The organism is Arthrobacter sp. ZGTC131 (assembly GCF_002929275.1).
Classification (GTDB): domain Bacteria; phylum Actinomycetota; class Actinomycetes; order Actinomycetales; family Micrococcaceae; genus Arthrobacter.
Map to the genome: position 1 here is coordinate 318346 of NZ_PJIK01000003.1, position 13578 is coordinate 331923.

Sequence of the window (13578 nt, forward strand, 5' to 3'; positions counted from 1 at the left end):
TGCTGACGCAGCCCGGACGTAGCCGACGACGTGCGTGGCCCGTGCTGACGGTCGTGAGGGCAAAGGGCAACGTTCACTTGAGGCTCAGGCTCTATGAACTCGCGCCGCTGACCAGGAACTATAGTGCTCGGCCAGCCTCGCTAGTCCGTCATCAAGCGAGACAGCGGGCGTCCAGTTGAGCAGTTCACGGGTCTCGCGCTGGTCGAACCAGTGGGCGGTGGAGAGCTGCTCAGCAAGGAACCTGGTCATCGGCGGCTCCTCTTTCCGCCCTGCCCAGGTCCAGAGCTTTTCCGCCACCGCTCCCGCCGCCCGCGCCACCCTACCGGGCACAGTCCACGACGGCGCGGGGACGCCCCCTGCAGCGCATATGCCCGCCAGCAGCTCGCCGACCGGGCGGGGCTCGCCGTTGCTCACGACCAGGGCGCGGCCATGGACGTGTTCCATGCGGTGCAGCGCGGCGACGATGGCCGAGGCGGCGTTGTCCACGTAGGTGGTGTCGATCAGGGCCGCACCGGCGTCGAGCAGCGGCAGGCGGCTGCGGCTGGCGCGTGCCAGGACCCGTTCCACCAGTTGGGTGTCGCCGGGGCCCCAGACGATGTGGGGGCGCACCGCTGCGACCCGGAATTCCGGAGCGTCCGCTGCCAGCGCCAGCAACTCCGCCTCGGCCTTTGTGCGGGAGTAGTCGCCGTGCGCATGCTGCGGGTCAGCCGGCTCCGCGCCCAGCCCGACGATGGCGGCGCCGGAGTTGGCCACGGACGGGGAGGAGACGAACACCACGTCCCGTACCCCGGCCGCACGGGCGGAATGGAGCAGACGGCGTGTCCCTTCGACGTTCACCTCGTCGAACTCCACGGCACGGCCCGTAAAAGAAACTTTCGCGGCCAGGTGGATGATTCCTTCTGACCCGTCGACTGCTGCCCGGAGCGCTGCATCGTCCGTTACGGACCCGCAGAAGTCCGCCGCGCCGTCGACTCCTGAGGGACGGCGCTGGAACGTGGCCACGGCATGGCCCTGGCGGACCAGTAGCCGGGCCACTTCCCGACCGAGCAGCCCGCTTGCGCCGGTGACGAGGACCCTCATGGCTCTCCCGGGCGGCCGCCGGCCAGCACCCGTGAAGCCCAGCGAGACAGGCGGGTCCTGTCGATCTTGGCGTTGTGCCGGATGTCGGTGGGCTGTGCGGGGACTGCGAGCACAGCGGAGACATTGACGCCAGCCTCAAGGGCCGCCCCGCGGACACGCCCGGCGAGCTGCGGCGCCGCCGGGCCGGCTTTGCGGGCGGGAGGTACGGTCTCGACGACGGCGACGACGGCCTGCGTCCCTGCCGGTCCGACCCCGGCGATGGCGGCGAGCCGGACGCAGTCCAGGCGTTCGATGGCCTGTTCGGCGCCCACGGGCGTCACCGCAGCCCCCGGCGCCGTCACGACATGGGCGAGACGTCCCTCCACCCAGAGCCGGCCGGCGGCGTCGAAGTGCCCCACATCGCCGGTGCGGTGCCATCCGGGCAGACTGATGCTCTCCCGCTGGGTCAGCCAGAGCCTGTCGTAAGCTTCCTTGACGTGCGCGGCGCTGACCAGAATCTCGCCGGTCACGCCAGCCTCCGTCACGAGATGGGACCCGGGTGCGGTGCCATCCGTAGCCAGTGGGACGACGGCCACGCGGGCGCCATGCACGGGCCTCCCCACGCACACGCCATTGCCTGCTCCCGCCACGGTGCCGGCAGCAGTTTCGGCATAGGCGGCCTGGATTTGTTCGAGGCTGATGTCGGTGACCGGCAGTACCTCAGTCATCCCGTACGGGGTATGCAGCGAGGCCCGGGGCAGCAGCCGCTGCACCTCCGCCAGGAGCGGTTCCGGGACGGGCGCGCCGGCAGACAGAAGCAACTCGACACCTTCCAGGGCTTTATGCCCTGCCCCACTCACGGCAGCCCGGGTGGCAAGGACGTTGCGCAACGCCGCCGGCGAGGCGAAGACCACCGTAGCGTGTATGGCCGCGGCGGCGTCCGCCAGCGCGCGGGCCGTCAAGGTGCGGGGCGCAGTAACGTCCATGGCCGGCGTCACCGAAACCGCTCCGAGCGCCGGCCCCAGCAAGGCGAACGGGGCGAAGCCCGCCACAAGTCGGGCACCGGAACGGATCCCGAAAGTTTCGGCCACCGTATCCCGCATCGCGGCCAGCTGCCGGTGCGTATAGAGCACGCCTTTGGCAGGACCGGTGGAGCCGGACGTGAAGAGTATGGCGGCTGGGGCAGTTGGGTCCAAAGTGTGCGTTGGCCGCCCTGAACCGCGTCCGGCACCGCGCCGGGCCAGGGCGGTGAGGGACGTTTCGACGCCCAGGACTCGGCGGCGGGCGGCCGGGAGGTCCCGCACGCTGATCCGCCGTCCCGGCCAGCCGAGCACCGAGGCAGCCGCCAGCGCCTTGTCGATTCCGATGAGGAAATCGGCGGTGGCGCCCTTCACGGCGCGGCTCAGGCCTCTGGTTCCCAGCCCGGCGTCGGCCACGACCACCACCGCACCCAGCCGCACGCAGGCGTAGAGGGCTACGGTCAGGTCCACTCCGGGCGGAACCATCAGGCTCACCCGGCTGCCGCTCCTCACTCCGGCTTCCCGCAGCCCCGCGGCGAGGTCCAGGATGTTCCGGTCCAGCTGCTGCCAGCTGAGCGAGCGGCTGACTCTGCCCTCCGGCGCCATTTCCGCAACGGCGGTATCTCCTTTCGCCGGCCCTGCCGCCAGCTCGCCGAGCAGGTCCCAAAGGGGCCGGAATCCCGCGGGCTCCCGCTCGGCCGCATCCTTCAGCCCCGGACCACCGGTCGTTGTGGCTTCGGCTGTCGGGGAATCGCTTCCGCTGACACCGCCGTGCACGGCGAGCCACTGGAAGACAGGTGTGGCAATGTTTCGGTCTTCCGCCACGAGATGTCCGGCGCCTTCGAAGCGATGCACGTCCGCGTGCGGAAGCCGGCTGATGAGATCCTTGAGGTACCGGTCGGAAAAGATGGGATCCCGGGGACCCCAGAGCATCAGGGCCGGGACCTTCAGCCCACGCAACCCTTCCGCTACGCGGTTGAGCGCCGGGAAGCTGGGATGGGAAGCGTCTGCGGGAATATCCGCAACGAAGTTCCCCACCCCGGGCCGGCGGCGGGCTCCGCGGTAGGGGGCCATGTAGGCCTTTCGGATGTCGGCGGGCAGCGGCGGGTTTGCCAGCGAGTGTGTCACCCGCAGAAAGGCGTCCGACGTCGTCGTGCCCCACCGGTGCACGGCGGGGTGCAAGGCAAGCCGGAGGGCTGGCGGGATTGCCGAATCGGAGGGCTGGTGGACGGCTGTGTTAGTCAGCACCACCCCGGTGACGTGCTGCGGGTGCGCCAAGGCCCAGCCTAGGCTGATTACGCCACCCCAGTCGTGACCCACCGTAACGACCGGCCCGTCCAGGCCCAGTGCGTCGGTAAGGTCGCCCAAGTCGTTGATCCGGTCCGCCAGGCGCCGGAATGTGCCCGTGCGCTCCGAGTAGCCCATGTCCAGTTGGTCCACCGCCACAACGCGCCACGGATGTGCCGGGTCGGATCCGGCGGCCAGCAGCGTCCGCCACAGATATGACCAGGTTGGGTTGCCGTGCACGCACAGCAGGGTACCGGCGGGAGCCAGACCATGGCGGGAGAGCTGGGCGCCGTTGTCCAACAGGTGCCAGCGGCGCACTGTGCCTGGCGCATCGACGGCCGATGTGGACCTTACGCCGATTGTCCGGGACCATTCCGGGTCGAACCCGGGCCAGTTAGTGGCTACCAAACGATTTCCACCATGCCCGTGTTCAGCCCGGAACCAACACCCATGCACAAGACCCGGTCCCCGGATGTAAGTGACTGTGCCTCGGCTGCAAGTGTCATGGGGAGCGAGGCAGGACCCACGTTGCCCCAGTACGGGAACGTGATCGGAACCTTGTCCGGGTCCAGATCAATGGCATTAATGATCGCCTGAGTATAAGCATTGCTGACTTGATGCGTGACATAGCGGTCCATGGCGGCCCAGTCCCACTCTGGCTGGGCTTCGTGCCAGGCATCGACGACGAGCTGAAGTCCGCCGTCGAGCAGGCCCTTCGTGTTGGTGGCCATGCCGTCGATGCCTCCCACGCACAATTCGTGATGTTCGGTGCCGGCACGCATCACGCCGCCGACAAGCCGGTGCGCCCCGGGGTGCTCGTCCGCGGGGCCCAGGACGGCTGCGGCAGCCCCGGATCCAAGCGTGAGCGTGGCGAACTCCCGGCTGAAGTCTTCACGCGTGGTCTCGGGCCGCTGCAGTCGTGCCAGCGTGGCTTCCTGGGTAGCCTGGCAGTCCTCGCCGTTGACGATTACCGCGTACCTGATCTGCCCGGAGTCGATCATGTTGGCCGCCAGGATCAAGCCGTTCACGAATCCGAGGCAGGCGTTGGCCAGATCGAAGTTCATGGCCGACGACGGCAGGACGAGTCCGTGGTGGATCTTCACCGCCACGGACGGTTCGAGGTTGCGCCGGGTGACCGAGGTATTGATCAGCAGGCCGATTTCGGACGCTTCGACGCCGGCCTCGGCCAGGGCTTTGGCGCCCGCTTCGACCGCAGCATCATCGAACGATGTCCCGGCGGCCCACCAGCGGCGGTGCGTGATGCCGGCAACGCGCTCAAGCAGCCGCGGCGGGAACTTCAGCCGCTGCAGGGTCGAAGCCAACCTGCGGTCGAATTCCGTGGAACTCACGATCCTCGGAGCCTCGACACTGCTCACCGAAAGCAGCGCGGTGTTGCTGTGCCGGAAGGTTGAATTCCCTGCCAAGTCAAGCCCCTGTTCATTTCCGTACTGCATTCATGCGGTGACTGTACCCATAAGCGCAAGCCCAAGAGCTTAACTATGCCGGTGCGAGTCCGGATCCTGCATATTTCTCGCCCGTGGCACCGTGTTGAGTCCGCAACGCTTTTGCACGGAAATGGCGCTCGGCGCAGTAGACACGACCGGATCAGGGACAGGGCACCTGGCGGCAGGGACACCTGAAGAAAGAGCCAGGGCTTGGACAATCCGGAGAGGACCGCATGCAGGACGGCTCATCCTTGGTCTTCAGCCTGACCTACCTCGGCACCCTCACCATTGCGGGGCTGATGTTCCTGGGCCACTTCATCGCCTTCACGGCCCTGATGGCACTGGCCGCCTGTGGTCAGGTCCTGACCGCAGCCGCACGGGTGCTCCTGGGCCGGAAGGCGAATACTCCGCGGCACCTTGGCCGGCCACATAAGCGGTGGCCGGAAACGCCTGGGGTTCTGACTGTGGACGTTGCCTCCCGGTGGATACCCCTCCAGTTTTCCCCTGTTTGTCCTTTCTGCAGCAATTACCCCGCAGGCACTGGTCCGCTGAGGGTGGTGGATGGCTACGATGGAAGAGCCAGCCCCGCCGAGTCCGCGGGGTGCCAACCGAAGGGACAAACACCATGGGTTTGGGAGATAAGGCCCGCAATGCCGCTGAAAAGCTGGGCGGTAAGGGCAAGGAAGCTGCCGGTAAAGCCAGCGGGGATGACCGTCTGAAGGCCGAAGGCAAGGGTGATCAGGCGAAGTCGGATCTGAAGCAGGCCGGCGAAAAGATCAAGGACGTTTTCAAGAAAAAGGACTGAGGACGTCCTCAAGAAAAGGGACTAAAGACAAGGGCGCAGCTTCCGACAATTAGGAGACTGCGCCCTCCATCACCGGGCAGCATCACGCCAACCCCAGGCCGTCCGTTCGTTACACAACAGCGGGACCGGCCTCGACTTGCCCTCCCCCGAACTGCGGTGTCCGGCCGCCCGTGCTGCCCGGCACCGGCCCCGCCGCCACCACGTGCCCGGCCCGGACCCGGAAAGCGGGCAGGAAACACGATCGAAGAGAGAACCAGGTTCAGCAGGAAACACATCGACAGTCTTCTCAGCGCCGGCGGAAAACGTGCTGGCGGTCGACGGGGACAAGATCGGTTCCATCGGCCAGGTCGACGCCGATGACGACAGCGGCAACCGGCCTGGGTCACGGTGAAGACCGGGCTGTTCGGATCCTCCGAATCCTTCGCGCCCTGGAAGGGGCCCGCACCGAGGGCAACGACATCCTCGTCCCCCTACGAGGGCCAAGCGGTGTTGCGGCAAGCCGTACTCAACAGCGGCGGACGCGTAGCAGGCACGATCGCTTGGGTCTTCGAGCTTGTCCAGCAGCACCGTCATGTGACCCCACGGCAGTTGCCCAACAGGCTGTTGGACAATTGGATCCGGCCAAGCGGCAGCGAATCCGCGCATGTAAAACAGGTCGGACCGGGAGAGGCCCTTCATTTCCGGGAACTCCACACGTAGGTCTCGGACGAAGTCTTCGGGGACGAATTCCGGACGCGGGTCGGTGTCGACCGTTGCACCTGGCCTAGGAGTTACCCACCGGCTGACCTCCCGGTCGGTCAGGCAGGAGACCATCTGCCGGGCGGTTCCGTAGACGCCGGCCCGCTGCTTTTCAGGTTCCCTGATGTGGCCGATCACCATGTCTGCCAGCAGGTCATAGCCTGCGGTGCGCAGGATGTCGGCGGGAGCCTCGTCGTGCGGGCGGGTCAGCCAGGTGTAGACCGGAATGGCTGCCGTCTGCTGCGGCGTTTCGGAGCAGGGGAGGCCGCTGCAGATAACCATGCCGCAGCGTTCGACGAGGCCGCGGGTCTTCATCCGGTCCTCCTCCGCCGGAGCGCCAACAGGTCCGACATCGTGTGAAAGATCTTGACCTGCCCGACAGCAGGCGCCTACTGAGCAGGTACCTACTGAGCAGGTACCTACTGCACCGTGGCCGTGAGCCGGGCGACGTTGTCCACGTACCTCGCCGCGAGGGGCCGTCGCATCCAGTCCTCGAGCCGCAACTCATGGGAAATGTCGCGGTAGGTGTCCTCCACTGCCCGCATGCTGTTCACGATCTCGGCCCCCAGAAGCATCACCGAGACCTCCATGTTCAGCGAGAAGGAGCGCATGTCCATGTTGCTGGAGCCGAGGACGGCCACTTCGTCGTCAATGGTGAAGTGCTTGGCATGCAGCACGAACGGCGCCTTGTAAAGGTAGATCTTGACGCCCGCCTCGAGCAGCGCCCGGTAGTACGACTGCTGCGCGTGGTGGACCAGGAACTGGTCGCCCTTTTCGGAAACGAAAAGTTCGACGTCGACGCCCCGCTGTGCCGCGGTGGTGATCGCATAGAGCAGGGAGTCATCCGGGACGAAGTACGGGCTGCAGATGGAGATCCGGTGCTGGGCCGAGTAGATGAGCGTGTTGAACAGGCGAAGGTTGTTTTCGGTGCTGAACCCTGGCCCGCTGGGAACCACCTGAGCCGTGACATTGCCCGGAGCGGACTCGGCGGGAAGCTGCAGCTGGGCCTCGAGCTGCGCTTCCAACGACTCGTCGGTCTCGCTGAGCCAGTCGGTTGCGAAGACCACGTTGAGTGTCGGCACGATGGGGCCGCGCAGCCGGACCATCAGTTCCACCCACTCCCGCCCCACCTTGCGGTGCTTGGGGTTGTTGTAGGACGGCTCGATCAGGTTCTGCGATCCGGTGAACGCCACTTCGCCGTCAATCACCATGATCTTGCGGTGGTTCCGCAGGTCCGGCCGGCGCCACTGACCGTGGATGGGCAGCAGCGGAAGCATCCGCCGCCACTGGATCTTGCTGGCTTTGAGGCGCTTGAGGAGCTTGCGGTAGCCCTTGATCCGGAGGGTGCCGATGTGGTCAAACAGCACCCGCACTTCAACACCTCGGTCGGCGGCCTCTTCCAGCGCCGTGAACAGTTCATCGGTCACGTGATCCGTGCTCATGATGTAGAACTCGGCGTTGACGAACCGCTTGGCATCCCGAACGGCCCGGGTCATCGCTCCGATGGAGTCCGGGTACCCGGGGATCAGCTCCACGGAGTTGCCGTCCACCAGGGGAATGGACCCCAGCCGGCGGTTGAGTTCGGCGGCGGACTTCACCCATTCGGGCCCCGGGTAATCGCTTCCGACGTCGGACAGCACCGACGTGCGGGCCCGCACCCTTTCGCTGACCAGCTGCTGCTGCTCCACGCGGCGCCGGGAAAGCCGGAAGTTACCGAAGAGCAGGAACAGGATCAGGCCGACGGACGGCACGAAGAAGATGCCCAGCAGCCAGGCCATGGCTGTGGTGGGCCGACGGTTGCCGGGAATGATGCCCACCGCAAGGATCCGGATGATGAGGTCGGCTGCGCCCAGCAGCAGGATCAGCCAGGACGGCAAGGTTCCGGCGAGCGGAAATGGCCACAACACAGGCGAACCCCCCGATATTTCTTGCCCTCGGAGCCATTCCGTAAGGGCGAACCTGCCCAGCCTATCGGGCACGGCCCGCACTAAGCTGGAGGCATGACTTCTCCTGCCTCCGCCACCGTGCTGGTTTTCCTCGACCCGGACTACGAATTTGGCCGGATAGCCGACCCCGCGCAGCCGCAGCTGATGGCCACCGACCAAGGCGCCACGCGCGGCGACGGCGTTTTCGAGTCCATGCTCGCCGTGGCGGGCCGGACCCGGAAGGTCCAGGCGCACCTGGACCGCCTAGGCGGCTCCGCGCGGGCCCTGGATTTGGAAATCCCCGGGCAGGACGCGTGGATGCGGGCCATCGAAACGGGCGTTGCGGCGTTCCGTTCGGACAACCCGGCGTCCTCCCCCGATGAGGACGAAGCCGTGGTCAAGCTGTTGGTCACCCGCGGCGTGGAGGGCGCCTCCTCCCCCACCTGCTGGGTGCAGGTGTCCGCCGTCGGAGCGGCCGGCCGGCGGCAGCGCGAAGCGGGAGTCGACGTCATCCTCCTGGACCGTGGCTACGACAGGGATGTTGCCGAACGCGCCCCGTGGCTGCTGCTGGGCGCCAAGACGCTGTCCTACGCGGTGAACATGGCGGCCCTGCGCCACGCGCACAAGCAGGGCGCCGACGACGTCATCTTTACGTCGTCCGACGGCCGCGTCCTGGAGGGCCCGACGTCGACCGTTCTGCTGGCCCACGTCGAAAAGGGCGACGGCGGCGCGACGGTCAAGCGGCTCATCACGCCGCAGCTGGACAGCGGCATCCTTGCCGGCACCTCACAGGGCGCGCTGTTCGCCGCGGCCAAGGCGGCCGGCTGGGAGCTGGGCTACGGCCCGCTGGAGCCCCAGGACCTGTTCGACGCCGACGCCGTCTGGCTGATTTCCAGCATCCGGCTGCTGGCGCCGGTCAACCACATCGACGGCCGCGAAATCGGCACGCCGGCCCTCCGGAAGCAGCTGACCGCCGAGCTGAACGAGCTGTTTGCCGGGATCGAATAGCCCCCACCGGCCATTGTGGTGCTGGCTGGCCCGGAGGAAAATAGCGAACCATGGCCAGCACAGTGGAAATCGACGGGCACCCGACGTGGGTCGAAGACCGTGGCGGTTCGGGCCCGCCGCTCCTGTTGCTGCACGGCGGCCTCAGCAACAGTGACGAGCTGCTCAATAGCATCGGGAAGGGCCTCTCCGAAAGCTACCGGGTTGTCGCCTTCGACCGCCGCGGTCACGGCTATACGGCGGACACCGACGCCGACTTCCACTACGCCGGCATGGCGGCCGAGACCATCGGCGTGCTGGAAAAGGTGGTGGGCGGGCCGGCCCACCTGGTGGGCTGGAGCGACGGCGGGGTCATCGCCCTGCTCGTCGCCTTGCAGCGGCCAGACCTGGTTCGGAAGATGGTGGTCATCGGAGTGAACTTCCACTATGACGGCATGGTGCCCGTGGAGATGGATCCCGATTCCCCGATGGCGCTGGAACTGGGCAAGGCCTACATCGAACGCTCGCCTGACGGGGCGGAACATCTGGATGTGGTCTTTGCCAAGAGTCTCGCCATGTTCTCCGCGGAGCCGACGCTCACGGCCGCTGACGTCGCGCAGATCAGCAGTCCGGTGCTGGTGCTGACCGGCGACGACGACCTCGTCTCGCTTTCCCATACCGTCGCCCTCTACGAAGCGCTGCCCGAGGGCCAGCTGGCCGTCGTACCGGCGGCATCGCACGCCGTTCCACTCGAGCAGCCGGACGCAGTCAACGCCCTCATCCTCAAGTTCCTGGGTGCCGCCGGGCCGCCGCAGACCCTGTTTCCGATCCGCCGCGCGCGCCCGGCCATCGCATAAATTCGACCTACCCTGCGAGCGCCCTGGCGTCTACGGCGATCACCGCAGCAAGACCGGCCGGAAGTCCCTTGCCGGCTGCGGCCTCGGCCTCCGCGGCCGTTTCTTGCCATCTTTCGGCGTCGATGTACTTGAGCAGCTTGTCGCGGACCTTCGCGTCCACGCCGTCGGCCACCAGGAGAGCGTAGAGTCCGGCCTTGCTGGCGCGGACCGTGAACGTGATGCTGGCTGTCGCCTCGCCGCCCGGGCCCGAGGCCGTTGCTGAGAGGGTGTGCGGCCCGGCCGTCATGGCGTTGGCCTCCACGGCGTCGCCCTCGGCAAAGGGTTTGCCGTCCAGGGTGATGACGGTGGATTCCGCGTTGCCCGTGGAGAGGCCCGGAACCACCGCATCGCCGCGGCCCAGGGTGGCTCCTTCCAGCTTTCCGCGGAAGCTCACGGTCGGGGCCGGTGGTGCGGGAGCGGACGGGATCGCGCTCTGGAAGCCCACCAGGGCGCCGGCACGGTTGGTGATGATGCCGTCAACGCCGGCGTCGGTCATGGTTTTCCACTGCTGCGGGCTGTCCACTGTGTAAGGCATGACGGCGATGCCGGCGTCGTGGAGTTCCTTGATGGCCGCGGGGCGCGCCGCGAGGGCGGACCAGCTGGGGTTGTAGGTAACGGCACCGTTCTGCTTGGCGGCAGCCACAACGTCGGCGTCGAGCGCGCCGCGCAGCAGGCCGAGACGCAGCTCCGGCGCGTACTCACGGGCGTACCGGAGCACGTTGGTGTCGAAGCTCTGCAGGATGGTCTGGTTGAACATGCCCCGGTCGCGCAGCATATCGATGGTCCGCTCGACTTCCTCGCGGGTCTCGGGCCCCTTGACCTCCAGCAGCAGTCCGGACCCTTCGGTGTCCGTCTGATCCAGGAACTCTGCCAGCGTGGGCACCTTGGCCCCGGCGTAGGCAGGCGAGAACCAGGAACCCGCCTCCAAGCCGGCAATGTATTCGGAGGTCAGCATGGAGACGTCACCTGTGCCCCCGGTGACCCGGTCCACGGTGTTGTCGTGGATGACCACGGGCACGCCGTCCTTGGATGTGTTGACGTCCATCTCGATCCAGTCGGCCCCGCTGCGTCCGCCTGAGAGCAGCGCCTGCAGGGTATTTTCCGGAATCACCGAGGAGAGGCCACGGTGTGCGATGACCGCCGGCTGCTCCCCCGGGCGGACCAGCAGGGACTCCGTGTCCGGCAACTCGGTGACCTTGATGTCGTCGTAGGACACGGTGGAGCCGTTGGCCACGAGGCCCAGGATGCCTGTTTCGGTGCGGACCAGCCGGTTCGTTTCCATCATTTTCTGGCCGTTGAAGTACCAGGCCGCCTTCTTACCGTGCACTTCGACGGCGACGCGCACGTCGGTTCCCGTCCCTGCGTCCGATGGTGCCGACGCCGTGTCCGTCACATTCCAGCCGTTGGCGGCGGTTCGCTCTGCGAACTCCAAGCCGTTGGTGGCCTTGGTTCCGGACCGCATGGTGGCGATCCAGAAGGGCACGCCACCCTTGGGCTGGATGTCCAGGGCCATCGCGGACCAGCGTGCGGCATTCAGTACGTTCTCGAAGCGCACCGTGGCTTCGAAGCGGTAGCTGGTGAGATGCGGGCCGAACGTCACTCTGGAGAGCTGGCCGGTGGAGGTGCTGGTGCCATAGAGCCGGCCGTTTTCCACCTTCCAGTCACCCTCGACGGCGGTGAACCCTTCCGGGAGGCCGGCACCCGAGAAATCCTGGCTGTAGGCAAGGCGCGGCTCGGTCACTGACGGCACGGCCAGGCCCTCGGCCAGCGGGGCAGCTCCGGTCCGGGCATGGGCGGCGGTGATGGGGGCAATGGCGACGGCGGCCAGCAGCGATGCTGCCAGCGGCACGGACCAGCGGCGTTTGAGAGTAATCACGTGCCTGAGGCTAGGCGGGCTGCGTTCTGCCTCGGGATACTTGCTGTGAACTTGCGGTGAACCCCTGCTGAGCAATGCCCCTGAGAGAAACGGACCAGAGTCTGCCATCCATGGCGCGGCCCGCGACGAAGTACCGTCATGAGCAAAGCGGAGAAGCAGAACCTGCGGTACTGCGACTATTACTGCTTCATGTCCTTGGCGGATTTCATGGCGTGGGTGCAGGAGGACGGCGCCAGCGAACCGGATATGTCCTACGCGCGGGAACACGCCCGGTAGAAACCGCAGTCTACAAAGAGGAGACAGGGTGGTCTTGCACGTTGTACGCTTCTACCACGGCCATCCGTCCGTGCCTCGCGGCCAAGCGGCGGAGTGGTCCGGTTTCGGGCTCAGCCGGAATCGTGAACCTATAAAGGAATAGCCGATGTCTAGGGACGAAACCTCCCTTCCAGCATTGACAAACTCACTACCCACGGGTCTGGGGGCCAAGGCAGAGCTGCCGGGGGACGTGAGTGATACAGCTGTGCGCTGGCAGGCCCGAGGAATTATTGCCGAACTGCTGGCGGAATCCGATCCGGAGAGTCAATGGACCCGGGTCCGGTTGCGCGAGCTCGTGGCCGCACATCCGGACAGCCCCGAGCAGGCGTTGCTGGAGCACCTCACCGCCACCACGGCACTGACGAACGCCCCCGAGGAGCGCGCCCACATCAGCCGGGCCGATCAGCCCGCGGAGGCGCCCGTGCCGGTTCCCTTTACCAGGCGCAGCAGGAACCGTATTGAAGCGGTCCTCGGCGACAGGATGCTCATGACCGCCTTCCAGCCCGTCCGCCGGCTTCCGGCAGGGCAGGTGACGGGCGTCGAAGCCCTTACCCGGTTCGTCAGTGATGACGGCGCCAGCGCGGACCACTGGTTCAACGAGGCCCAGTCAGTCGGGCTCGGCACCGACCTCGAGATCGCTGCCCTCCACCGCGCCCTCACCGCGGCGCAGGCTGTCCCCGAGCACCTCTTCATCGCCCTGAACCTGACACCCGCCACGTGCATGGACCCCCGGATCCAGGGATTGCTCGAGCATTCCCAACTGGCAGTGGACAGGATCGTCGTCGAGCTGAACGGCCCGGTCCCCGCAGATCAGTACGCTTCACTCACGGCCGCCCTTGCACCGCTTCGCAGGCGGGGCATGAGGATCGCCGTGGACGGAGCCGGCGCCGGCTTTACCTCCATGGACCAGGTGCTGGAACTCCACCCGGACATCATCAAGCTGGGCCGCACGTTCATCGAAGGAATCGAAAACTCCGAGTGGCAGCGGCTGCGGGCCGCCGCCATGGTTGAGCTCGCCCGGCACGTCGGCGCTGTTCTCGCCGCACAAGGCGTCGAAACCGAGGAGGAACTGGCTGCAGTCACCGAACTCGGGATGGCTGCTGCACAGGGATATCTCCTTGGCCGCCCCTCCGTCCATCCGCTGGACTGGAACGCCTGGACACGGTCGGAAAGCGAAACGGCCCCGAGCGGTTCCTGACACCGGCAGGCAACGGATAGCCGGCAGCCAA

At 66.9% G+C, this 13578-nt stretch carries 10 protein-coding genes and 1 pseudogene; 5 read left to right on the forward strand and 6 right to left on the reverse strand.

Features of this window, described 5'->3' with window-relative positions; genetic code table 11:
* Positions 1-84: 84 nt before the first annotated feature.
* Genes CXQ90_RS06565 through CXQ90_RS06575 form a run of 3 tightly spaced genes read right to left on the reverse strand, consistent with a single transcriptional unit; the run spans position 85 to position 4789 of the window.
* Positions 85-1080 carry an NAD(P)-dependent oxidoreductase gene (locus CXQ90_RS06565; protein WP_104137847.1) on the reverse strand — a complete coding sequence of 332 codons (996 nt, stop codon included), beginning with the start codon at positions 1078-1080 and terminating at the stop codon, positions 85-87.
* On the reverse strand, positions 1077-3773 hold the full coding sequence (locus CXQ90_RS06570) for an alpha/beta fold hydrolase (RefSeq protein ID WP_104137849.1): 2697 nt from the start codon (positions 3771-3773) through the stop codon (positions 1077-1079). The genes CXQ90_RS06565 and CXQ90_RS06570 overlap by 4 nt, the downstream gene beginning before the upstream one ends.
* Positions 3767-4789, reverse strand: a complete 1023-nt coding sequence (locus tag CXQ90_RS06575) for a 3-oxoacyl-ACP synthase III (protein WP_181038449.1) — start codon at positions 4787-4789, stop codon at positions 3767-3769. Before CXQ90_RS06575 ends, CXQ90_RS06570 begins: the two co-directional genes overlap by 7 nt.
* Before the next feature lie 646 nt (positions 4790-5435).
* Here CXQ90_RS06575 and CXQ90_RS06580 point away from each other — a divergent pair.
* A complete protein-coding gene (locus CXQ90_RS06580) occupies positions 5436-5615 on the forward strand; it encodes a CsbD family protein (RefSeq protein WP_104137852.1) in 180 nt (59 codons plus the stop codon).
* 498 nt (positions 5616-6113) lie between these two features.
* Here CXQ90_RS06580 and CXQ90_RS22840 read toward each other — a convergent pair.
* Positions 6114-6317: pseudogene (locus tag CXQ90_RS22840) on the reverse strand (DUF1016 N-terminal domain-containing protein); the annotation flags it as partial.
* A 455-nt stretch (positions 6318-6772) separates the two neighbouring features.
* Entirely contained in the window at positions 6773-8260 is a 1488-nt protein-coding gene (cls, locus tag CXQ90_RS06590) for a cardiolipin synthase (RefSeq protein WP_181038450.1), read from the reverse strand.
* 93 nt (positions 8261-8353) lie between these two features.
* Here cls and CXQ90_RS06595 point away from each other — a divergent pair, with 93 nt between their 5' ends.
* The gene (locus CXQ90_RS06595) at positions 8354-9286 is read left to right on the forward strand and encodes an aminodeoxychorismate lyase (protein WP_104137855.1); all 933 of its coding nucleotides are present in this window, start codon (positions 8354-8356) and stop codon (positions 9284-9286) included.
* Between the two features lie 50 nt (positions 9287-9336).
* Positions 9337-10119, forward strand: coding sequence for an alpha/beta fold hydrolase (locus tag CXQ90_RS06600; RefSeq protein ID WP_104137857.1), 783 nt, complete (start codon positions 9337-9339; stop codon positions 10117-10119).
* Between the two features lie 7 nt (positions 10120-10126).
* Here the strand turns inward: CXQ90_RS06600 and CXQ90_RS06605 are convergent, their stop codons facing one another.
* Positions 10127-12034, reverse strand: coding sequence for a glycerophosphodiester phosphodiesterase family protein (locus tag CXQ90_RS06605; RefSeq protein ID WP_181038451.1), 1908 nt, complete (start codon positions 12032-12034; stop codon positions 10127-10129).
* Between the two features lie 138 nt (positions 12035-12172).
* Between CXQ90_RS06605 and CXQ90_RS22295 the strand changes: the two genes are divergently transcribed.
* Both CXQ90_RS22295 and CXQ90_RS06610 read left to right on the forward strand, forming a co-directional pair.
* Positions 12173-12310: a hypothetical protein gene (locus CXQ90_RS22295; protein WP_181038452.1), complete on the forward strand. Its 138-nt coding sequence runs from the start codon at positions 12173-12175 to the stop codon at positions 12308-12310.
* 145 nt (positions 12311-12455) lie between these two features.
* Entirely contained in the window at positions 12456-13547 is a 1092-nt protein-coding gene (locus tag CXQ90_RS06610) for an EAL domain-containing protein (RefSeq protein ID WP_104137860.1), read from the forward strand.
* The last annotated feature ends 31 nt before the right edge of the window (positions 13548-13578 follow it).